The organism is Mesorhizobium sp. B2-1-8 (assembly GCF_006442545.2).
Taxonomy (GTDB): Bacteria; Pseudomonadota; Alphaproteobacteria; order Rhizobiales; family Rhizobiaceae; genus Mesorhizobium.
Map to the genome: position 1 here is coordinate 4562033 of NZ_CP083952.1, position 20143 is coordinate 4582175.

Here is a 20143-nt window from a genome sequence, read left to right on the forward strand (position 1 = left end):
GCCAAGGCGATGGTTCAAGAAAGAGATCACCGATACGTGATCATCTTCCTTCATGTCTTCCATCCGTCCGCTGATCCCGCTTCTCCTGGCCGCCGGTATCCTGCTCGGCGGCAATGGACTGCAAAGCACCCTGATCGCGTTGCGCGGCGCGCAGGAAGGGTTTTCGGCGTCCGACATCGGCCTCATGGGCACCTTCTATTTCGCCGGCTTCCTGCTCGGCTGCCTGGCCATCACGCGCATCATGAAGGCGGTCGGGCATATCAGGGCGTTTTCGGCGCTGGCGGCTATCGCCTCGGTCGGTACGTTGCTGCTGGTGCTGGTCCTCGATCCGGTCATGTGGTGCGCGGTGCGCTTTGCCGGCGGCTTCTGTTTCGCCGGGCTGTTCACCATCGTCGAAAGCTGGCTGAATTCAGGCGTCACGAACAAGGACCGCGCCCGCGTGCTGGCGATCTACCGGATGGTCGATACCGGATCGGTGACATCGGCCCAGTTCCTGATTCCCGTCTTCGGCGCCGGCGGCTTTACCATCTTCGCCATCATGTCGATCATGATCACGCTGTCGCTGGTGCCGGTCTCGCTCGGCGACCGCTCCAACCCGACGCCGCCCGAGGAGGTCAAGCTCGATCTGGCGCGCGTCTGGCGGATTTCGCCGCTTGGCTGCTTCGGCTGCATCGCCGTCGGCGTCACCAACAGTGCCTTTCGCACCTTGTCGCCGGTCTATGCCGAGCAGATCGGCATGTCGGTCGCCGATGTGGTCACTTTCGTCAGCGTCGGCATCTTCGGCGGCGCCATCATCCAGTATCCGCTCGGTTACCTCTCCGACCGCTGGGATCGGCGACGGGTGCTGTTGATGACGACCTGCTGCGCGATGCTTTCGGCATTGGCGCTGGTGTTCATCGCCGGCAGCAATCCGCTGCTCAACTTCATCATCATCTTCATCTTCGGCTGTTTCGCCATGCCGCTCTATTCGCTGTCGGCGGCACATTCCAATGATCGCGCGGATGCCGGCGAGTTCGTGCTGATCAACGCGGCCCTGATGCTGCTCTATTCCTTCGGCGCCATTGGCGGCCCTTTCGCGGCCTCGACCGCGATGCAATATTTCGGGCCAAGCGCGTTGTTTGTCTTCAGCGCCGTGGTCTACGCGGTCTTCATCGCCGTCATCCTCTACCGCATGCAGGCACGATCCGGCGTGCCGGCCGGCAAGCGCAGCCGCTTCACCGCGCTGTTGCGCACCTCAACCGTTTTCGCGCGGCTGGCGAGGAGAAATAGTGATTCAGACAGTCCGGAAGGGTCTTGACGGCGGCACCACAGCTTGACGAAAGCCTTCCCGGCTGAAATCTAGGAAGACCCTACTCCTGCCAAAAGCGATTTGATGCACGTCATCACCACCCAGAAAGAACTCGAGACCGTTCTCGCCGCTTTCGAAAAGTCGGATTTCGTCACCGTCGACACCGAATTCATCCGCGAAACGACCTTCTGGCCAATCCTGTGCCTGATCCAGATGGCCGCGCCCGGCGTGACGGCGCTGATCGATCCGCTGTCACCTGAAATCGATCTGGCTCCCTTCTTCAGGCTGATGGCCAACGAGGCGGTGGTCAAAGTCTTCCACGCCGCCCGGCAAGACATCGAAATCATCGTCCATCTCGGCGATCTCGTTCCGCACCCGGTGTTCGACACACAGGTGGCGGCGATGGTCTGCGGCTTCGGCGACAGCGTTTCCTACGATCAGCTCGTGCAGCGCATCACCGGGGCGCGGCTCGACAAGTCCTCGCGCTTCACCGACTGGCGCCATCGGCCGCTGTCCGACAAGCAGCTCGATTACGCGCTGGCCGACGTTACCCATCTGATCGAGGTCTATCAGCACCTCAACGCCGAGCTGGCGCGGGAAAACCGTGCCCACTGGCTGAATGAGGAGATGGATGTCCTGACCTCGCGCGAGACCTACGATCCGCACCCCGAGGATGCCTGGAAGCGGCTGAAGATGCGACTTCGCAAACCGCAGGAGCTGGCGATCGTGCAGGGCGTGGCGGCATGGCGCGAACGCGAGGCGCGCGAGCGCGACGTGCCGCGCGGCCGCGTGCTCAAGGACGACGCGATCTACGAGATCGCGCAGCAGGGTCCGCGCGATGCGGCGGCCCTTGCCAAGCTGCGCACGACGCCCAAGGGCTGGGAACGCTCCTCGACGGCGACGGCACTGCTCGGCGCGGTCAACACCGCGCTCGCCCTGCCCAAGGAGCAGATGCCGAAACTGCCGAAAAGCTTCCAGCCGCCCGAGGGCTCGAACGCGGCCGCGGAACTCTTGAAAGTGTTGCTCAGGATCGTCGCCGAGAGACAGGGTGTCGCCTCGAAGGTGCTCGCCTCCAGCGACGACATCGACCGCATCGCGGCCGAGGGCGAGGATGCCGATGTGCCGGCGCTGCAAGGCTGGCGGCGCGCCGTCTTCGGCGAACAGGCGCTGAAGCTTGTGCGCGGCGAGATCGGCATCAAGTTCGACAAGCGAAAAATAGCGGTGTTCGACCTGTAAGCACCGGCCTTTTCCGTCTCGGCTTGTGGAGAAGGTATTTGGCGCAGCTCAGACGATTGCGAGCAAGTGCAGGGCCAACCAGATCCAGCCCAGGGCCAGCACCACCGCGCCCAGAACGAAGGAGCGGTTGCGCAGCAGTAGGTTGTTGCTGGTCAGGTGAAACCAGGCGTGAAAATAGCGCGACGCGACAAAAATCCACATCAGTGCGAGCGTGATGTAATTGACGCCGTTGGTCATGTGCAGTGACAGGCACAGCACGTAGAAAAGCACCGGCAGTTCGAACTGGTTGATCAAACTGTTCGCGACGGTGACAGTGGAGGCCGGCTCGGTCGAACGAACCTTGTACTGGCCGACCTTGGCTTCACCCGACTTGACGGCAAAATAGCGGCCCCGGCCCATGACGACATAGATGATGTAGACCAGCAGCACTTGCGCTAGCACCGGCCAGAAGATCGCGGTCTGGTTCATGAAAACGCCCCTGTCCTGTCCGGCCTCAATTCCGACGTCTTTGGCCCGCCAGCCAGAAAGCGGCAATGACGATGACCGGGACGGCGAGAAACGCGAATTTGGTGACGATCAACGCCGAGGCGAAAGACAGCGAGTCCGGGTTGGCGTAGAGGAAATCGGACAGAAGCCGCGCCACGGCGATATTTTGGGCGTAGTCGGCGAGTGTGTATGGCAGCACCAGGACCAGCGCGAAGATCGCCTGCACCTGCGCCGGCAGCACCCGGAAATTCTTCAGACGCCGGCCGGTTGCCAGGATCAGGCTGACCAGTGTCAGCGACAACAGCGCCGGAAACAAAAGGTCGAAGGTCAGGTAATGCCAGACCAGGATGATCTCTCCACCACGCCGGCCAAGCGCCGTCAGCCAGGCCATGCCTTCGTCGGGCGTGAATCCGAAATAGCGCATGTCGAGCGAGGCCAAGCCCCCGCTCAACTGGCGGAAATAGAAGAACTCCATCACCGTCATGGCGATGAAGACCGCCGCCGAGAGGAAGCAGAGCGCCGCGACATGGCGCGACAGGCGCAGCACCATGGCGGTCAAGTTGCGCCAAAACCCGGAAGAATCAGGCTCCGCCGGGATAGTTGGGGCTTTCGCGGGTGATCGTGACGTCATGGGCGTGGCTTTCACGAAGTCCGGCGTTGGATATGCGCACAAAAGTGGCGCGGTCGCGGAAATCGGCAAGGTCGCGGCCACCAACATAACCCATAGCTGCTTTCAGCCCGCCTGCAAGCTGGTGCAGCACGCCAGACACAGGTCCTTTGTAGGGGACCTGCCCTTCAATGCCTTCCGGCACCAGTTTGAGCGTGTCGCGCACCTCGGCCTGGAAGTAGCGATCGGCGGAGCCCCGCGCCATCGCGCCGACCGAGCCCATGCCGCGATAGGCCTTGAAGGAGCGGCCCTGGTGCAGATAGACCTCGCCCGGGCTTTCGTCGGTGCCGGCCAGCAGCGAGCCGATCATGGCGGCACTGGCGCCCGCGGCGAGTGCCTTGGCGAGATCGCCGGAATATTTGATGCCGCCGTCGGCGATCACCGACGCGCCCGATTTATGCGCCGTTTCGACCGCCGACATGATGGCCGAAAGCTGGGGAACGCCGACCCCGGCCACGATGCGGGTGGTGCAGATGGAGCCCGGACCGATGCCGACCTTGACGGCGTCGGCGCCGGCGTCGATCAGCGCCCGCGTGCCGTCCGCGGTGGCGACGTTGCCGGCCAGGATGCGCACGGAGTTGGAGAGCTTCTTCGCCCGCGTCACCGCGTCCAGGACGCGCTGCGAGTGGCCATGCGCGGTGTCGATCACCAAAAGGTCGACACCGGCCTCGATAAGACGCTCGGCGCGCTCGAAGCCGTCATCGCCGACGCTGGTGGCGGCCGCGGCGCGCAGGCGGCCCTGCGCATCCTTGGTGGCGTGCGGGTTGAGCTGCGACTTCTCGATGTCCTTGACGGTGATCAGCCCGACGCAATTGCCCGTTTTGTCGACCACCACCAGCTTCTCGATGCGGTGCTGGTGCAGAAGCCGCTTGGCCTCGTCCTGGTCGACATTCTCCTTGACCGTGATCAGGTTCTCACGGGTCATCAATTCGTAGACCTTTTGCGCCGGATCGGAAGCGAAGCGTACATCGCGATTGGTCAGGATGCCGACCAGCCGGCCGGTCTTGTGGCCGCCGGCGCCGCCATTCTCGACCACCGGAATGCCCGAGATCGAGTAGGTGCGCATCAGCGACAAGGCGTCGGCGAGCGTGGCGTCGGGACCGATGGTGACCGGGTTGACCACCATGCCGGATTCGAATTTCTTGACCTGCCGCACCTGCTCGGCCTGTTCGGCGGGCGAGAAATTGCGATGGATGACGCCGATGCCGCCGGCCTGCGCCATGGCGATGGCAAGCCTTGCCTCGGTAACAGTGTCCATCGCCGCCGACAGGATCGGCACGTTGAGGTCGATGTCGCCGGCGATGCGGGTGCGGATGTCGGTCTGGCCGGGCATCACCTCGGAATGACCGGGCTGCAAGAGCACGTCGTCAAAGGTCAGCGCCAGTGCGCCGGTGGAGGTTTCGATGATTCTTGCCATGGCCAGCCCTTCGAATGCAGAAAAAGCGCTGGACCGGAATGGACAGCGCCGACTCGTTATTCCCTTTCAGGATTGGCGGTGGCTGGTAACACGTCGCGGCGGCGTTGAAAAGCCGATCGTTGAGTGGTCGTTAAGGATCGGCTCAGTGTCGATAGGGTCGCGGAACCGATCCGACTTGCTGTTTCTACGCAGTTCCAGACGGAAACCGTTCCACACTTTTCCTGGAGCCTAGTCCGCGCCCAGAAGAGCATCGAGCAATTCATGACGCGACGATGCGAAAGGATTGACAACGGTCACGCCGACCCAGGTGAAGCCATGTTGCAGATCTTCCGACAGGAGCAGCCGGCAACCCGATTGCGAGGCAGCTGATAGGATGACTGCATCCCAGATACTGAAATGATGGTCCGCGGCGAGATCGACCGCCATCATCATGACCTCGGGCGACGTTGCTGTGACCGGAAAGGCGTCGCGCCAGCCCAGAAGTGCATCCCGAGCTTCCTGCGAAGATCGTCCAGCCTTGCGAACAAGCACATTGAAGAGTTCGCCAAGCACCTGAACCGGAATGACAACTGCCTCTTGCGGAACGTTGCGCAGCAATTCCAGGACAGCGTCACGCTTGTCGGCGTTGTTCACGCCTTCAGCGTAAGCAAGGATATTGGTGTCGAGGGCGACCTTCACCGCTCGTAAAGCTCGTCGCGCGTCCATTGCCCGGCATCGACGACAGGCTGCCGTTCAAGCCGCGACAGCAATGTGTTGCGCGAACGCGAGGCCACCTGACCGCGATTGTCCGCGGGCACGATCCGCGCAACCGGCCGTCCATGACTGGTCACGACAAAGCTCTGCCCTTCCCGCACACCACGAAGAATGAGCGAAAATTTTCGATTGGCGTCGGCGGCTGAAACGGATTCGTCCATGATCCATCCAAGTAGTTATTTTAACTACAATAGCGATAGCTTGGCTCCTTGGCAAGCAGTCTCTGATCACTGCCCAGGCACTCCGCGGCGTCGAAATCGCACAAAAGTGACAGCAAATTAATGCGACATCGGCCCCAGGGCATGATAACCGCCCATTGTATCGGCATGCCCCCAGCCGGCAGGCAAATTCGACCAATTCGGACGCGTTCGTTGAACCGCACCATTCCGCTTATCCTGGCGGTCGCTCTTTTCATGGAAAACATGGATTCGACCGTCATCGCGACATCGCTGCCGGCGATCGCCATCGACATCCATACCAGCCCGATTGCGCTCAAACTGGCGCTGACGGCCTATCTGGTGTCGCTGGCGATCTTCATTCCGATCAGCGGCTGGATGGCTGACCGCTTCGGCGCCAAGAACATCTTTCGCGCCGCGATCGCGGTGTTCATCGCCGGTTCGGTCGCCTGCGCGCTGTCCGGTTCGCTGCCGGCCTTCGTGATTGCGCGTTTCCTGCAAGGCATTGGCGGCGCCATGATGACCCCGGTCGGGCGCCTGGTGCTGGTGCGCGCCACGCCCAAGAGCGAACTGGTCGCCGCCATGTCGTGGCTGACCGTCCCCGCACTGGTCGGCCCGCTGGTCGGTCCGCCAATCGGTGGCTTCATCACCACCTATTTCACCTGGCACTGGATCTTCCTGATCAATGTGCCGATCGGCCTGATCGGCATCTGGCTGGCCACCCGCTTCCTGCCGGAAACCGAATCGATGGAGACGCCGCCGCTCGATTTCGTCGGCTTCGTGCTGAGCGGGGTGGCGGCATCCGGTATCGTCTTCGGCCTGTCGGTGGTCAGCCTGCCTTATCTGCCGCCGGCGACCGGCTTCATCACCGTGGCCGTGGGGCTGCTGTCGGGAGCGCTCTACCTGATGCATGCGCGCCGCGCCAGAAATCCGCTGCTGGCGCTCGACCTGTTCCGCAACCAGATTTTCCGCTCCTCCGTGCTCGGCGGCGGACTGTTCCGGATCGGCATCGGCGCCGTGCCGTTCCTGTTGCCGCTGATGCTCCAGATCGGCTTCGGGCTGACTCCGTTCCAGTCGGGCATGATCACCTTCGTCTCGGCGATCGGCGCCATCGGCATGAAATTCGTCACCGCGCCGATCTTCCGCGTCGTCGGCTTCCGCCGTGTGTTGATCGCCGGCTCGCTGGTCGCTGCCGCATCGATCGCCGTCAACGGCCTCTTCACCCCCGAAACGCCTTACGCGCTGATGCTGGCCATATTGCTGGTCGGCGGCTTCATCCGCTCGATGTTCTTCACCGGTGTCAACGCACTCTCCTATGCCGAGGTTTCGGCCGAGGACACTAGCAAGGCAACGCCGATCGCCGCCGTCTTCCAGCAGTTGTCGATCGCACTCGGCGTGGCGGTTGCCGGCGGCATCCTGGAAGTGTCGACCGGCATCCATGGCGAACCATTGACGCTCGCTGACTTCCACACCGCCTTTTTCATCGTCGCCGCGATTTCGGCCGCCGCGTCGCTGTCGTTCATGCGGCTGGCACCCGACGCCGGCAACGCAGTCTCCGGCCATGGGCTGCTGACGACGCCCAAGACATTGCAACCGGTTAGATCGCCGGGAGAGTGAGGCAGCCTTCCCTTCTCCCCTTGTGGGAGAAGGTGGATCGGCGCGAAGCGCCGAGACGGATGAGGGGTGTGTGACAGAATGAGGCCTTGGAAATACAGGCGTATTGCCAAGCTGGAGCACCCCTCATCCGACCGAGCTTCGCTCGGCCACCTTCTCCCACAAGGGGAGAAGGCAAGGCGCTATTCCTGACCGGCCTCTCGCCCCTTGAAGTCTTTCGCCAAGAGATAAAGCTCGACCGATTCATCACGCGAGGCCGGCGGCTTGACGTGGTGGACGGAGCGGAAATTCTTCTTGAGCATGGAGAGTAGCTCGTTCTCGGCGCCACCCTGGAAGGTCTTGGCCAGAAAATGGCCGCCCGGCTTGAGGACCGACAGCGCGAAATCGGCCGCCACCTCGCACAGATGCATGGTGCGGATATGGTCGGTCCGCTTGTGGCCGGTGGTCGGCGCCGCCATGTCGGACAGCACGACATCCGGGTCCCCGCCCAGCGCCTCGGCCAGCTTTTGCGGAGCCTGCGGATCGAGAAAGTCCAGCAGCAGCACCGGCGCACCGGGCACGGCATCCATTTCCAGATAATCGATGCCGACGACATGCGGATGTTCGGCCGTCGATTTCGTGCGCGCGGCCGCGACCTGGCACCAGCCGCCGGGGGCAGAACCCAGATCGATCACCTTCATGCCGGGCTTCAAGAGGTGGTGCTTGTCGTCGATCTCGATCAGCTTGTAGGCCGCGCGCGAGCGATAGCCATCGGCCTTGGAGCGCTGGACATAGGGATCGTTGATGTGGCGCTGCAGCCAGCGGCGCGACGATTCCTTCAGGCCGCTTTTCTTCTTGATCCGCGTCTTCAGCACGCGAATGCTGGCGGACCCTGGTTTTTCCGGTTTTTTGGTCATTGCCTGATTTCTTGTTTGAGCATGATCATGCGCTAGTACGTCCATCGTTGCGCCAGACGCCATCATCGGCCATCAGCTCGCTCAATATGCCCTCGCGCAGGCCGCGGTCGGCGACGCGCAGCCGCTCCGAGGGCCAGACGGCGCGGATCGCTTCGAGGATAGCACAGCCGGCCAGCACGAGATCGGCGCGGTCGGCGCCAATACAGGGGTTGGCGCAGCGCTGCTGGAAATCCCAGCCGACCAGTTTCTCCACCATGCGATCGACGCTGTCGCGGTCCATCCACAGGCCGTCAACCCGGCGGCGGTCGTAGCGTTCGAGATCGAGATGGACGCCGGCCAGCGTCGTCACCGTTCCCGAAGTGCCCAGCAGATGGAAATTCGGGCTCGTCTTGAGATGGCTCAGCCGATCGCGACCATCGAAAGCGGCCAGCCTGCCGGCGACGTCGTCGACCATGGCGGTGAAGATCTCGCGCGTCACGGTGCGGCCGCCAAAGCGTTCCGCCAATGACACGACGCCGACCGGCAGCGATGTCCACGACACGATGTGGTTGGCAAGGCGCGGCGAACGGCGGCCGGTGAGGTCGATCAGCGCGATTTCGGAAGAGCCGCCGCCGATGTCGAACAGGACGACGCCTTGCGTGTCGCGCTCGACCAGCGAGCCGCAGCCGGAAACCGCAAGGCGGGCTTCTGTCCGGCGGTCGATGATCTCGAGCTTGAGGCCGGCCTCGCGTTCGACACGGTCAAGGAATTCGACGCCGTTTTCAGCCGTGCGGCAGGCTTCGGTGGCGATCAGCCTTGCCTTCCTGATCTTGCGGCCGCGCAATTTGTCACCGCAGACCTTCAGCGCCTCGACCGCGCGGTCCATCGCCGGCTGGCCGAGCCGGCCATTGGCGGTCAGCCCCTCGCCCAGCCTGACGATGCGCGAGAAGGCATCGATGACGCGGAACTGGCCGTGACGCGTGGGAACGGCGACCAGCAGCCGGCAATTGTTGGTGCCGAGGTCCAGCGCGGCGAAGACGGGAAGCTCGTGTACCGGCGGCCGGCGGTTGCCATGTTCTGGGTGTGGCACTGGAACGACGGGCGAGATCGTCGCAGTGGCAACGGGCTTCAGTTCCACCGCCGCGACAGCGGCCTTGCCTTGTCCCGGCGATCGACTGTCCCCGGGGCGCGCATCGTCGCGCGCAAAAACCTTGCGCCCACGCCTTCGCTTGCGCCGTTTCTTGGGCTTGCCCTTCTGGTTGTGGGTCGCGTCGCCCGCCTGCCCATTCACGGAGCGAGGCTCCGTCGGGCGGCGTTGCTGCCAACCGGCTGTCCCCGGGCCTGATGACCCCGGGGAAGCGCTGGACGCGCCCACCTCCGGCGCGCCTGCGCCGGTGTCGCGGTCTTCCACTGTCGTTCCTTCCGGCGCCGCGCGAACCGGTGACGGACGCAGCAGGCGCTTTCGCATTGTTTCAAGTTGCCGCCAGACTAACAGTGCCGTGGCCGATCACCAAGAGCCGCATGCTGAATTTTGCCGGCTGGGTGCGCCGCCTACTTTGCACTGGCGTAATGCACCCGCAAGGCTGGATTGGTAGCGCAACGCCGTCGGACATGATCGCCCGGCGCAGCCGTGGCGGCCGCGTTTGCCGGAGCACTTGCCGTCATGGCGCGCAGCAAATCCGGACGACATCAGGCGCGACAAGTGTTCGCGGTTGAATAGCCGGCTTCAATGAGGCATTTCTGAATTGAACGGGGAATTCGGGGCGGTCGGCTCTCGGCAGAAAAGGAAGCGGATACGCAACGCATGGCAGTTGGGCAATGAACTGGAGACGCTATTTCTGGCCGGTCGTCGGCATCGGCGCGGTGATCTTCTCGCTGCTGCTGCTCTGGCATGAATTGCGCGGCATCTCGCTCGACGACGTCTGGGACGGGCTGGCGGCCATTCCGGCTCGCGGCTGGATGCTGGCGGGCTTGAGTTCGGTCGTCGCCTATGCCGCGCTTGCCGGCTACGACCACATCGCGTTGCTGCATATCGGCAGACGAGTGTCGTGGCTGTTCGTGACGCTCTGCTCCTTCACCACCTACGCGCTGTCGCACAATATCGGCGGCTCGGTGTTCTCCGGCGCCGTCATCCGCTACCGCGCTTACGGCACGAGAGGACTGACCGGCCAGGAAGTCGGCGTGCTGGTGGCGGTCTGCTGGATAACCTTCGTGCTGTCGACGATACTCGCCTCCGGTCTCGTGCTGGTGTTCGAGCCGCAGATTATCGACCGCTTCTCCGGCATCGCCCATCACGGCTGGTCGGAGGCGGCAGGCATCGCAATGCTGGTCCTCATCGCTGCCTACATATTCGGCAGTTGGCTGCATCTGCGCCCGCTGAAGATCGCCAGCTTCCAATTGCACTATCCGGCGCTGCCGATCGTCGCCCGGCAATTGCTGATCGGCCCGATCGAACTGCTCGCCGCCGCGGCGATCATCTTCTTCGCCCTGCCCGAGTTGCACAATCCCGGCTATTTCGTCGTGCTCGGCGTCTTCCTCGTCTCCTTCTCGGTCGCCCAGATCTCGCACGCGCCGGGTGGCCTGGGCGTATTCGAAGTGGTGTTCCTGGCCGGGCTTTCCGACATGGACCCGGTCGGCGTGCTGGCCGCGCTGCTGGTGTTCCGGCTGTTTTATCTCATCATCCCGCTGTTTCTGGGCCTGGGCATCGTGCTGTTCTTCGAACGCTCGCAGTTCAGCCGCAGGGAGAGCTGAGGCCCGGAGCTCGCATGCCACTGAAAAAGGTGGCGTTCGGAACCGGGGATAAAAGCTGTCAATTGAGCCGCAGAGCAGGCTTGACTATTTTCCGCTGGCGGCTACAAGGCAGCGCTCAAGCGGCTCAGCCGTTCGGCCCGCGCGGTCCATGACCGCGCCTGCTGGGGAATAGGTTAACGGTAGACCCACGGACTCTGACTCCGTTAGTCCTGGTTCGAATCCAGGTTCCCCAGCCATCCATTTTACCAAGGGATTCCAGTACGTTAAGTCGCAACTGGTTCTTTGCTTCGTGTTGCAAGCCCCGTGCTGGCCCGTTCTTTGTAAGTCATTGTAATCCTTAAGCGTCCCGTCGCGTACAATCCCGTTCTTGCAACATGAAATGCAACACGAAACGGCCAGTATGTACTTCGAACGTTCCGCGCGCGTATTTGCCCGCATTTGCTTGGCAAACCCCGCCCAACCCCATCCCCGTCGCATCGGTCGCCGGCGAATGGCATGTTTCATGCCCTAGCGGCGACTAGTCGAGCAGTTTCAACCAGTCGTCGCCCGTTGTCGGACCGTAGTTGTCTAGGCCGTCAAGCCAGCGATCTAGTGCGCGCACGTCATAGCGAACCAATCGGCCCATCTTTACCGGTGCGACCCGAACGTGTGCCTTCAGCCAGTCGACCGTTTTACCGCCACAATAATCGGCAGCCTCGGCCGGCGAGAGCATTCGTCTACAGGGAAGCGGAAGATGAGAGGTATTGCGGTGGGTCATTCGCCAAGCACCGGAGACATGAGTGATCGTAGCATTGACGACGACGCTCCCATCCGCCTCCAGGAGGCCTGCGACCGGTTCTTTGGCGGGCGGCTAACCCCGGCAGCGCTACGGGCAGAGGCCCGAAAAGGCAATCTCACCATCGAGCGTATCGCGAACAAAGATTTCGTCACCCCTGCCGCCGTCCGCGACATGCGCGCGAGGTGCCAAGTTGTGGCGGCAGCTAGAACGACGCGAGCTGCGCGATCTAAAGCCGTTCGCGAGGTACCAGGAAACGTCGACGGGAACCGGGCGCAAGCGGCCCTTCGCGCCAGGCTGGCGCAACTGAGGGGCAAGCCGGCCGGCTAGCTTTTCATCCCCGGAAGCGTTCGGTGTACCATGTGATCTTGCCGTCTACGTTCATCGGCTTGTGGATCATCAGCTTCTTAGGCAGGTGCTCGGGGTGCACCTCAACCAGCGTGACTTTGATCGACGGCTTGCAGCGATCGCAGGTGAAATTCAGGGTTTGCGGATCACGGCCGCCGCCGAATACCATCATCAGGTCGGCCGAACGGTGGTAGCGGACGTTGCCGCAGCTGCATTCCGCTTTGACGAGCATGTTGTGCCGAGTCGCCTTGCCCAGCGTGTCGATCGGATCGTGCGCCATGAGAACAGAAAAGGAACATTTTCCTTGATCGTCAAGACTTTGCTGTGGAATCTTTTCGTCTGAGCGAACCGCCTAGGATTCGCCGACGCGGAGCAGCATTGCTGATAGCGCTCATAATCCGGAATGCATGTGAAGAACACCGGCCGGCGATTGCGGCCCAGCGGCAACGCATGCCGAGCAGATGAACAGACCGACGAGAACATCGCCCCAAGTCGCTCGATCAGCGCCTTCGAGGTCAAGTTGGATCGACCTGCCGCACGCCGGGTGCGAGCAATGCACATGCATTGCTTCGCCGGCGGCCAGGGTGTCGGCGAGGGTTTTTTTGCGGCATGGTGGCGATCACCGACCGGCAACGGGAAGGATTATATTCCTGATCTATACGCAGGCAAGCGCTCGCTATTGCTCATCCCGGAAATCGAGCAGCTTGGCGTGGCGGAGCTTCTCCTCGCCCTTCAGGAACCGCACGCGGCCGACGAGACCGGGTTTCAGCCACTCCGCCTTGTCGCTCTTGAGCCCTTTCGGGACCGGCCCGCCCACCTTCCCCTGCACCCGGTCCCATAGGCGCTGGCGCTTGTCGGCCTTGAAAGTGACGAAGGCACCGCCGGCGTAACGGCCCTTGTCAGCCATGAGCACCATGGCCGGCTTGCCGGCCTCTCGCTGCACGCCAATGATGTCCATCTCCTTTTCGGCATAGCACTTGATCTTGCGCCAGTTCATCGTCGGGCCGCTGCGATAAACGCTGTCCTTGCGCTTCGACACCATGCCTTCAAGGCCGGCCTGGTCCACCAGGTGATAGACGGCCGCGCCCGTGCCCGGCATCGGTTCGCTGAACTGTATTCGGCCAGCGGCCGGAAGCAGCTCCTGCAGGATCTCGCGACGGTCGTCCACCGGCAGGTTCCGCAGATCGTGGCCATTGAGGTGGAGCAGGTCGAACGCGACCAGATACAGGTCGCGCGATGGCTTGCGACTGGTGACGGCGGATTGCAGCACGTGGAAGTCGGACAGGCCCGCCTCGTTAATCGTAATCGCCTCGCCATCGATGATGAAGCTTTCCGCCTCGATCGCCGCGGCTTCGCCGGCGAGTTGGATATAGCGACCCGTCCAGTCGTAACCGTTCTTGGTGATCAGCCGAATCCCGTCTTCGTCCTTGATGAGCTGGGTGCGGTACCCGTCGAACTTGATCTCATGGAGCCAGTCATCGCCCTGCGGTGGCGTGTCGACCAGTTCCGGCTCCATGGGCTTGATGAATTTCAGACGCATGCACCGACTCGCAAGGCACGCAATTCAATCAGCTTTAGCTAAAATAGTTCCGGAACATTTTAGGTAGCCGGATGTTGCCAGCGGCATGACGAAGCTATCTGACCTTGGACCACCAATCGAAGGCAAGCCGCACGAGGGCGAGGCCGACGGCGACCGTTTCTATTTGTGCGAGGTCTGCGGCCAAGCGGTGGACAAGCGCGACCTGCGCCAGGTGATGTGGCACGAGCAGCCTGGCCACGAACCGCTGGAGTTGGAAACCGCAGCGAAAGTCCTCGTGTTTCCTCGACGGAAATAGAAGCCCGTCCTGACCAGCAGTTCGGGAGTTGCCGCCTTTCAAACATGCCGACGGGTACCTGCGCACCCTGCCGCCGAGTGGTTTATATCTGCGGCGGTCAACAAGGTCCCGCCATACGACAAAAATGCCCGCCGCCGGAGAGATGATGGCAGCGGGCCAGTTCACATTCGTGGGAACACGCACTGTGGGAGAACAGCGCAACGGCCGAAGTTTTTCGAGGCCACAATGTTCCACAGAGGTCCCGGAGGCTCCTGCCGACGAGACTTTCAGCCGCTTCCGGCTAAGAGGACGCGCCGACACCCTTACCTGCGGGCTTACCCGCGGGATAATTGTCACGATCGCCCTTTTGGTGCCTAACGACGCATAGATCCACTTTCGCCTCTCTCCCATCACTGTAGTTTTTGAAGAGAGCAACCTTCGTCCTGTCGTCGCTGAAATCGCGAGACACTGCGGCGAGCTGGGCGCCGTGATCGATCAGCGTGCGCCATGTGCCGCCATGCAGCGCCGTCATGGCCGCTGAAAGCTCCTCCGCGGCAGCCTTCACCCTATCTTCGGACGATAGCTCCGGCGCAGCGGCGGCAGCGCCGGAGGCGGCGCCAACGCTGGCGAGGGATATGGCAGCGCCAGTGAGAAAAAGACGCCGATCGAACTTGGATTGGTAGTTTCCGAACATTGCGGGACCCCCCTGTTTGATGCTAATGGTATCAGTATTGACGGCACAATTTCGGGTTGTCAATGCGCATAGCATCAAAAGAGAGACTATTTGCATCATGAAACGGTTACAGCTCAGGGCGGCACGAGCAGTGTTGGGGTGGTCCCAGGAAAGGTTGGCCCAGGCCTCTGGCGTATCGCTGCCGACAATCAAGAGGTTGGAGCCCGGCGACGAACCAATGCGCGTGCGATTGGAGACCGTCGAGAAGCTGCGGGTGACGCTGGAGGCCGCCGGCGTCGAGTTCATTCCAGACAATGGCGGCGGCGCCGGCGTACGACTGCGCGAGCCGAGCGTAGTGGCGTCGGCAGATCATCAGGATGTCGTCAATTTCCCTGGCTCTAACTGATCGCGTCCAGGGCGCGTTCATCTGGAACAGTCGCCAGACGCGACGTAGCGTCAAGGCGTGCGTGACGGTGCTGGCGAGCTTCGCAAGCGCTCCTGCCGTCCAGTCGAGACCCGACGTGTGAAGATCCGCACGCCGCCATCATCCCTGATGATCTGCGAGCGGTAGCCGTCAAACTTGACCTTGTGGCTCCAGCCATCACCCTCTGGAGGTTTCTCCACCAAGGGTCGGTATCAAACGCGATTGAATCGCATGCGACGCCCACGCCTCATTGCCAACCAAACCATCGCGTTTGACCGAAAAAATGCCCGCCATAGAAGAGCTGTGGTTACACGGGGTGCGTCGCTGGTCCGATGGTCGTAAACCGCTTGGCAAGAACCGCCATGCACTATATCGAGATGGCCAGCGCCTCGAAAGTCGGTGATTTTGTTGAATGTGGAAGCCTCTAACGCCCAGACACGCAATCGACACCATGGCCATGGTGATCACCTTTGCGGAGCCGCTCACCAGCTTGGTGTTCCGCCGGATCATTCGGGAACTCGAGCCTACGACTTTTGCGAAGGGCCTCACTAATCGCCAACCGATGCAAATGTTGTCGGTCAATCTAAATCCGACAGCGCCGCAAGTTCAGCAGACTGTTGCCAATGGTATGCAGTTTCAGAAGTTGTCGGTCGTCCGCGTTAACGAAGATGCTGTTGCCAACAAGGCAGTAGAGGAACTGATAGTAGACCCAAACCAAATCGTTTATAGAAACATGAATTATAGCCGATGGGATAACATTTCCGGGCTATATTGGGATATGAATGCAGAGGCCATCACCTCTGTACTGGACAACGTCCCGATACGCGCTATTCGGCTGGAATATCTTGATCGATTTTTGTTCGATGGCGACCCAGATCAAGCATCCGCTAAAGGCGTGATCAAACAGGGATCGGAAGTCGTCACCCCTCACATCTTCCACTTAAATGACCTTTGGCATTCTCATACAGGAAAGCTTGAAAAGACGGACGGGGAAAATCGCCGGCTATTTCAAGTTAACATCGATATGATAGATATGGTCGGGCCCGACTCAATCCCAAAGCGCTCAATTGCCCTTGTGAGTGCCGTTGAAGATCGATTCGCTGGCGGTGGCTTGGAGGGGGGAACGGTGAGCAGTTTGCGTGCGACATTTGATGACCTACATAAACAGGTGAAAGAGCTGTTCAAAAGCGTTGTTGATGACGGCATGCTTGCGGCGGTAGGATTAGAGAATGACTGATCGCACCTCCTTCGCCAAGACGTATCTAGGTCTTGCCAATTTCGCGAAATCTTCTGCCCTCCTGATGGGCGAAGTGGCTTGCCCGATTCCGGCGATGCCGACGGCTATCATAAGCTCTTGTCGGCAGAATGTGCCGGTTCCGGCTCCGCATCTTGGAATCGTTCAACTTGAAATGCTCCCGGCCGTGGTTGCTAGGCTCGAAGAGCTGCGCGAGCTCGATGAAGATCATGATGGCGAGGGCGCCCACGCTCCCGTTCAAGAGACGCTGGATATTGCAGTCGGCTTTGTGCGAGCTCTCCCGTTCTATGCGCCGACTGTGGCCGTAGGTCTATCTCACGACGGCTTTGCAGTCGCTGAGTTTCACGACGGCGACGAATTTGGGCAAGTCATTTTTCAGCCGGACGGGTCAATTGAGGCCTACCACAATAAGAAGGGAAAGTCGGTCCTGATCGAAGGCGACATCGGTGATCAGAAGACGTCTGAGGATTTCCACCGTTCATTTGGCTTCCGGCTCGAGGCGTGACGCTCGATTGTTGCACTGAGTGCGCAAGAATCCTCGACGGAACCTCTGATGACAAGCAGGCGGTCCGTGTCGAAGAGGCGTTTCCGCATTGCGAGTGCGAAAAACACTCTGTGGGGAAGGAATCCCCAGGACCAGTGGGTCCGGAAGAGATCATCTACCGGATGGTGGTGAGCCCGGCTTCGATCGATTGGAACGCAAAAAAGCTTATCGCAGATTCATTCAAGGCAGCCACACTCAACGGATTCAGCGTTTTCCGGGACATGGCCACCGACGCCGACATCAACGCGCTCGCAATTGATCGCCTCTCTCGAAAAACAACAGCAAAGCCAAAGACCGTGCAGGCGCTTATCAGATTTAAAGTTGAGCATGTGCGCAGTCTCGGGGCGGAAGGTGTGGAGGGGCGTCTATTCTGTGTCTACGACGAAACCGTTCCTCGGCGCGACCCGACCCAACCGCGCGTACCAACACACGTGACAGTTCTGCAACGGCTACCGCCGGCGAAAGTGGACGGGCGTACAAAGCTGATGAAAGACGGAACGCTAAAACTTTACAATCTTGCGGAGGCCGACCTATTGAATGTCGAAGATTTCCGCGACGGACTATTCGCGAAACTCAATGAGCGCTCGCTGGCAGGCGACTTTGTTCTGCCGGAACACTAAGCGGCTCCCTTAGCCCTCTCCAAAACTAAATTTACTGCTTTCCGCCACCCAAAGTGATGATCGCCGCCAAGCCGACATCGAGCGGGGCAAGCATGTCCGAAAGCGCCCTCTGTTCATCCAGAAACTTCCTCTCCCCAAAAGGATAGTCTTGTCGGCAAGGTCGATCGCCCGCGATCGAGGTCTTCTTCGATCGCCATGCCGGCTGGCACCGGATGACGATCCCCCGCGATGGGCGGTGGACCGAAGCCTATTCGCGCACTCCCCTCGGCGCCCGATGGATAGGCGTGACAGGATCTCGGCTGGGAGGCCGGCTTGTAGGGCGCCGGAAATTCGGCGATACGGATCACTCCGGTCGACAAACCAGGGGACGATAGATGAGGGGGAGGCTTAATGCCGCTGCACAAGGAATATCGACGACATTGGGAAACTGAGGGCTATGATAAACATATGGGCAGCGCCGGCGTCATAAGACCGCCCGGCTTGGAGAAACTGCGAGCTTATTACTTTACCTCGGCTGAGTACGGGATCAGCAACATAGCCCTCGGGCGAGTAAAGGTTTCGCGTTTTTCTCAGCTTAACGGTCCCTTCGAACTTCTCGCTCTAAAATCCAATCGCTCTAGCATTCGCGACATCAGCAAGAAATTGCGAGATGAGTATGATGAAACCTACGGCCTCATCTGCTTCAGCAAGGACTGGATTTCGCCGCCCATGTGGAGCCACTACGCGTCGATACATCGCGGAATTTGTCTTGGTTTCAATCTGAAGCGCAACGCGGTTCTCGATGTCAGCTACGAGAACGAGAGGGTATCAGACCGGATCGTCCATCTCGGCGGTCGGGATACGGTCTCCGACAATCTTCAAAGGAAGCTATCCCGCACCAAATCCGATCATTGGAAGTACGAAAGCGAGGCCAGGCTTGTGTTCCCTCTGAACTCGTCGACCAAGGAAGGCGGCCTCTATTTCAAACTGTTTGGGCCGGATCTGGAATTAGCTGAAGTGATCCTCGGACCCCTTTGCGAATTGCCGCTCAGCGGCATCAGGCGTCTTGTGTCATCACTTCATCCTGGCGTCGCCACCTTCAGAGCGAGGTTGGCCTGGAAGAGCTTTTCCATTGTGCCGGTTGAGAGCACTATCGACGAGGAGCTTGACGAGGAAGTTGCTCGCAAAGCTCCGCAAAACGCCAATAGGAAGCTTGCGGCGACTCGGATCAGAGCCCGCCAAAATACCCTAAAAGTGAAAAACTAGATGTGCCGCAAGCTGACGTGTTGGGTCCAGGTTAGGCAATCTTGCGCGTCCTAGGTGGCGCCAGCACAATAGGTCATTCCTGATGCCGCAACCAGTGAGGCAAAAACTCAAAGGCTATAGTACCGGCTACCGCGTGGTCCTCGATCGCCGAGAACTGTGCACCCAAATCGGTGTCATCACCAACATGTGGTCGATGATCGAGCACGAATTGCAGCTGATCTATTTGCGCATGCTCGGTCGCAACGCCAAGGCAGCACGGATCATTTACAACGCGGTGCCGAGCGATCCCGCCAGGCTGCAGATCGTCAAGCGCGTCGCCAAGGAAGTGCTGGAGCCGGACGACGTAGCGCAGTTGGACAAGCTCCTGACGGCTATTTCGGCACGCAAGAAAGAGCGCAATCTCGTTGTTCATGGTCGTTGGGCGACGAGCGCAGACTTTCCCGATGCGCTACTTTTGATCGACGAGCAAGACGTCATGGAGCGAGAGGCGCAGTTCATCGAGAATCGCGCCAGCGACGCCGATGGCGGCCCTGTTGTCGCAGTTCCGGATGACAAGATGCGGCCGATGATGGTGGCCTACACCGCGAAATGCCTGGGCGACATCCAGGCCAGAATTGTCCGCGATCATAGCGAGCTCCATCGATGGAGTGAGCACATCGAGGAAAAGCTGATCACCAAGATCTCATCCCGAAGACTGGACGAGATCCTTCTAGCCTACTTTAGTGGACGGGAGAGCACCGCTGCCGACTAGACGCACCCACTGGGGTGCCCCGTGTACACGCGCCAGCTAGAACGGCCACCAGCTCATCACCAGCACCACGGCGCAAGCGAGCGCAAAGGCGAGCTTCGCGATCACGCTTTGCCGCCCGGTTTGCCGTACGCCATCTGTACCAGCTCGCCGGCCGTCATCATCGCCAGGACGTATTCGTTGCCGAACGCCTGCCATAGCGTGTACGGCACCGAGACCTTGACGGTTGAGCCATCCTCAAGGTTGAACATAAGGCCGACCCATTCGCCCTTTGGTGCCGGACCAAGCTGGAATCCGGTTATGTGGCAGCTCTTGAAGTCGCCGAAGCGCTCCTGAAATGCCTTCTGGTTGGCGCGCACCTTGGGGCTTTGCGCGTCGCCGCGCTGCGGAATTGTCCGTGGGTCGAGGTCGAAGCGAGGAAGGTTTTTCATCGC

General features: G+C 60.9%; 23 protein-coding genes and 1 tRNA gene. 12 read left to right on the top strand and 12 right to left on the bottom strand.

The genetic code is table 11. The features are described 5' to 3' along the window. Positions 1-52: 52 nt before the first annotated feature. The gene (locus FJ970_RS22455; RefSeq protein ID WP_140755451.1) at positions 53-1297 is read left to right on the top strand and encodes an MFS transporter; all 1245 of its coding nucleotides are present in this window, start codon (positions 53-55) and stop codon (positions 1295-1297) included. Positions 1298-1372: 75 nt separating this feature from the next. Then, positions 1373-2524 carry a ribonuclease D gene (rnd, locus tag FJ970_RS22460; protein ID WP_140755453.1) on the top strand — a complete coding sequence of 384 codons (1152 nt, stop codon included), beginning with the start codon at positions 1373-1375 and terminating at the stop codon, positions 2522-2524. Between the two features lie 48 nt (positions 2525-2572). On the opposite strand, the gene FJ970_RS22465 is transcribed toward rnd, so the two are convergent. The 5 genes from FJ970_RS22465 to FJ970_RS22485 form a co-directional block, all read right to left on the bottom strand. Beyond that, complete coding sequence (locus FJ970_RS22465) at positions 2573-2992, bottom strand: MAPEG family protein (RefSeq protein ID WP_140755455.1); 420 nt, start codon at positions 2990-2992, stop codon at positions 2573-2575. Between the two features lie 25 nt (positions 2993-3017). Beyond that, on the bottom strand, positions 3018-3560 hold the full coding sequence (locus FJ970_RS22470; protein WP_181178299.1) for a hypothetical protein: 543 nt from the start codon (positions 3558-3560) through the stop codon (positions 3018-3020). Between the two features lie 31 nt (positions 3561-3591). Beyond that, on the bottom strand, positions 3592-5094 hold the full coding sequence (gene guaB / locus FJ970_RS22475) for an IMP dehydrogenase (protein WP_140755459.1): 1503 nt from the start codon (positions 5092-5094) through the stop codon (positions 3592-3594). A gap of 228 nt (positions 5095-5322) precedes the next feature. Further along, positions 5323-5772: a PIN domain-containing protein gene (locus tag FJ970_RS22480; protein WP_140755461.1), complete on the bottom strand. Its 450-nt coding sequence runs from the start codon at positions 5770-5772 to the stop codon at positions 5323-5325. Further along, positions 5769-6008: a type II toxin-antitoxin system Phd/YefM family antitoxin gene (locus FJ970_RS22485; RefSeq protein WP_140755463.1), complete on the bottom strand. Its 240-nt coding sequence runs from the start codon at positions 6006-6008 to the stop codon at positions 5769-5771. Before FJ970_RS22485 ends, FJ970_RS22480 begins: the two co-directional genes overlap by 4 nt. A 210-nt stretch (positions 6009-6218) precedes the next feature. On the opposite strand from FJ970_RS22485, the gene FJ970_RS22490 reads away from it, so the two are divergent. Further along, a complete protein-coding gene (locus FJ970_RS22490) occupies positions 6219-7640 on the top strand; it encodes an MFS transporter (protein WP_140755465.1) in 1422 nt (473 codons plus the stop codon). Between the two features lie 179 nt (positions 7641-7819). On the opposite strand, the gene FJ970_RS22495 is transcribed toward FJ970_RS22490, so the two are convergent. Both FJ970_RS22495 and FJ970_RS22500 read right to left on the bottom strand, forming a co-directional pair. Next, positions 7820-8533, bottom strand: a complete 714-nt coding sequence (locus FJ970_RS22495; RefSeq protein WP_140755467.1) for an RlmE family RNA methyltransferase — start codon at positions 8531-8533, stop codon at positions 7820-7822. A 25-nt stretch (positions 8534-8558) separates the two neighbouring features. After that, a complete protein-coding gene (locus FJ970_RS22500) occupies positions 8559-9980 on the bottom strand; it encodes a Ppx/GppA phosphatase family protein (RefSeq protein ID WP_415752009.1) in 1422 nt (473 codons plus the stop codon). A 350-nt stretch (positions 9981-10330) separates the two neighbouring features. Here FJ970_RS22500 and FJ970_RS22505 point away from each other — a divergent pair, with 350 nt between their 5' ends. Both FJ970_RS22505 and FJ970_RS22510 read left to right on the top strand, forming a co-directional pair. Beyond that, positions 10331-11263: a lysylphosphatidylglycerol synthase domain-containing protein gene (locus FJ970_RS22505; protein ID WP_140755469.1), complete on the top strand. Its 933-nt coding sequence runs from the start codon at positions 10331-10333 to the stop codon at positions 11261-11263. Positions 11264-11425: 162 nt separating this feature from the next. Further along, positions 11426-11499, top strand: a tRNA-Gln gene (locus tag FJ970_RS22510). Positions 11500-11780: 281 nt separating this feature from the next. On the opposite strand, the gene FJ970_RS22515 is transcribed toward FJ970_RS22510, so the two are convergent. From FJ970_RS22515 to FJ970_RS22525, 3 genes are all read right to left on the bottom strand, one after another. Continuing rightward, on the bottom strand, positions 11781-12020 hold the full coding sequence (locus FJ970_RS22515; protein ID WP_140755471.1) for a helix-turn-helix domain-containing protein: 240 nt from the start codon (positions 12018-12020) through the stop codon (positions 11781-11783). A gap of 352 nt (positions 12021-12372) precedes the next feature. Next, positions 12373-12666 (bottom strand): hypothetical protein, encoded by a 294-nt coding sequence (locus FJ970_RS22520; protein ID WP_140755473.1) that lies wholly within the window; start codon positions 12664-12666, stop codon positions 12373-12375. Between the two features lie 396 nt (positions 12667-13062). Continuing rightward, positions 13063-13926 carry an RNA ligase family protein gene (locus FJ970_RS22525; RefSeq protein WP_140755475.1) on the bottom strand — a complete coding sequence of 288 codons (864 nt, stop codon included), beginning with the start codon at positions 13924-13926 and terminating at the stop codon, positions 13063-13065. A gap of 85 nt (positions 13927-14011) precedes the next feature. Between FJ970_RS22525 and FJ970_RS22530 the strand changes: the two genes are divergently transcribed. Next, positions 14012-14221, top strand: a complete 210-nt coding sequence (locus FJ970_RS22530; protein ID WP_140755477.1) for a hypothetical protein — start codon at positions 14012-14014, stop codon at positions 14219-14221. Positions 14222-14501: 280 nt separating this feature from the next. Here FJ970_RS22530 and FJ970_RS22535 read toward each other — a convergent pair whose 3' ends face one another. Then, entirely contained in the window at positions 14502-14894 is a 393-nt protein-coding gene (locus FJ970_RS22535; RefSeq protein WP_140755479.1) for a hypothetical protein, read from the bottom strand. 97 nt (positions 14895-14991) lie between these two features. On the opposite strand from FJ970_RS22535, the gene FJ970_RS33935 reads away from it, so the two are divergent. The 6 genes from FJ970_RS33935 to FJ970_RS22570 all read left to right on the top strand — a co-directional run bounded on the left by FJ970_RS33935 (position 14992) and on the right by FJ970_RS22570 (position 19712). Beyond that, the gene (locus FJ970_RS33935; RefSeq protein WP_181178262.1) at positions 14992-15279 is read left to right on the top strand and encodes a helix-turn-helix domain-containing protein; all 288 of its coding nucleotides are present in this window, start codon (positions 14992-14994) and stop codon (positions 15277-15279) included. A 469-nt stretch (positions 15280-15748) separates the two neighbouring features. Then, a complete protein-coding gene (locus tag FJ970_RS22550) occupies positions 15749-16534 on the top strand; it encodes a hypothetical protein (protein ID WP_181178264.1) in 786 nt (261 codons plus the stop codon). After that, positions 16527-17057 carry a hypothetical protein gene (locus FJ970_RS22555; protein ID WP_140755483.1) on the top strand — a complete coding sequence of 177 codons (531 nt, stop codon included), beginning with the start codon at positions 16527-16529 and terminating at the stop codon, positions 17055-17057. The genes FJ970_RS22550 and FJ970_RS22555 overlap by 8 nt, the downstream gene beginning before the upstream one ends. Further along, complete coding sequence (locus FJ970_RS22560) at positions 17054-17716, top strand: hypothetical protein (RefSeq protein WP_140755485.1); 663 nt, start codon at positions 17054-17056, stop codon at positions 17714-17716. The genes FJ970_RS22555 and FJ970_RS22560 overlap by 4 nt, the downstream gene beginning before the upstream one ends. Positions 17717-18106: 390 nt before the next feature. Further along, positions 18107-18961, top strand: coding sequence for a DUF2971 domain-containing protein (locus FJ970_RS22565; RefSeq protein WP_140755487.1), 855 nt, complete (start codon positions 18107-18109; stop codon positions 18959-18961). A gap of 82 nt (positions 18962-19043) precedes the next feature. Beyond that, positions 19044-19712 (top strand): hypothetical protein, encoded by a 669-nt coding sequence (locus FJ970_RS22570; protein WP_140755489.1) that lies wholly within the window; start codon positions 19044-19046, stop codon positions 19710-19712. A gap of 101 nt (positions 19713-19813) precedes the next feature. Here the strand turns inward: FJ970_RS22570 and FJ970_RS22575 are convergent, their stop codons facing one another. Further along, a complete protein-coding gene (locus FJ970_RS22575; protein WP_140755491.1) occupies positions 19814-20140 on the bottom strand; it encodes a hypothetical protein in 327 nt (108 codons plus the stop codon). Positions 20141-20143: the final 3 nt, after the last annotated feature.

What these genes read in the sequence shown, in the direction of transcription:
- FJ970_RS22455 (WP_140755451.1), top strand. Translation starts at nt 53, where the DNA reads ATGTCTTCCATCCGTCCGCTGATCCCGCTTCTCCTGGCCGCCGGTATC.
- rnd (WP_140755453.1), top strand. Translation starts at nt 1,373, where the DNA reads ATGCACGTCATCACCACCCAGAAAGAACTCGAGACCGTTCTCGCCGCT.
- FJ970_RS22465 (WP_140755455.1), bottom strand. Translation starts at nt 2,992, where the DNA reads ATGAACCAGACCGCGATCTTCTGGCCGGTGCTAGCGCAAGTGCTGCTG.
- FJ970_RS22470 (WP_181178299.1), bottom strand. Translation starts at nt 3,560, where the DNA reads ATGGTGCTGCGCCTGTCGCGCCATGTCGCGGCGCTCTGCTTCCTCTCG.
- guaB (WP_140755459.1), bottom strand. Translation starts at nt 5,094, where the DNA reads ATGGCAAGAATCATCGAAACCTCCACCGGCGCACTGGCGCTGACCTTT.
- FJ970_RS22485 (WP_140755463.1), bottom strand. Translation starts at nt 6,008, where the DNA reads ATGGACGAATCCGTTTCAGCCGCCGACGCCAATCGAAAATTTTCGCTC.
- FJ970_RS22495 (WP_140755467.1), bottom strand. Translation starts at nt 8,533, where the DNA reads ATGACCAAAAAACCGGAAAAACCAGGGTCCGCCAGCATTCGCGTGCTG.
- FJ970_RS22500 (WP_415752009.1), bottom strand. Translation starts at nt 9,980, where the DNA reads ATGCGAAAGCGCCTGCTGCGTCCGTCACCGGTTCGCGCGGCGCCGGAA.
- FJ970_RS22505 (WP_140755469.1), top strand. Translation starts at nt 10,331, where the DNA reads ATGAACTGGAGACGCTATTTCTGGCCGGTCGTCGGCATCGGCGCGGTG.
- FJ970_RS22515 (WP_140755471.1), bottom strand. Translation starts at nt 12,020, where the DNA reads ATGACCCACCGCAATACCTCTCATCTTCCGCTTCCCTGTAGACGAATG.
- FJ970_RS22520 (WP_140755473.1), bottom strand. Translation starts at nt 12,666, where the DNA reads ATGGCGCACGATCCGATCGACACGCTGGGCAAGGCGACTCGGCACAAC.
- FJ970_RS22525 (WP_140755475.1), bottom strand. Translation starts at nt 13,926, where the DNA reads ATGCGTCTGAAATTCATCAAGCCCATGGAGCCGGAACTGGTCGACACG.
- FJ970_RS22530 (WP_140755477.1), top strand. Translation starts at nt 14,012, where the DNA reads ATGACGAAGCTATCTGACCTTGGACCACCAATCGAAGGCAAGCCGCAC.
- FJ970_RS22535 (WP_140755479.1), bottom strand. Translation starts at nt 14,894, where the DNA reads ATGTTCGGAAACTACCAATCCAAGTTCGATCGGCGTCTTTTTCTCACT.
- FJ970_RS33935 (WP_181178262.1), top strand. Translation starts at nt 14,992, where the DNA reads ATGAAACGGTTACAGCTCAGGGCGGCACGAGCAGTGTTGGGGTGGTCC.
- FJ970_RS22550 (WP_181178264.1), top strand. Translation starts at nt 15,749, where the DNA reads ATGGCCATGGTGATCACCTTTGCGGAGCCGCTCACCAGCTTGGTGTTC.
- FJ970_RS22555 (WP_140755483.1), top strand. Translation starts at nt 16,527, where the DNA reads ATGACTGATCGCACCTCCTTCGCCAAGACGTATCTAGGTCTTGCCAAT.
- FJ970_RS22565 (WP_140755487.1), top strand. Translation starts at nt 18,107, where the DNA reads ATGCCGCTGCACAAGGAATATCGACGACATTGGGAAACTGAGGGCTAT.
- FJ970_RS22570 (WP_140755489.1), top strand. Translation starts at nt 19,044, where the DNA reads ATGCCGCAACCAGTGAGGCAAAAACTCAAAGGCTATAGTACCGGCTAC.
- FJ970_RS22575 (WP_140755491.1), bottom strand. Translation starts at nt 20,140, where the DNA reads ATGAAAAACCTTCCTCGCTTCGACCTCGACCCACGGACAATTCCGCAG.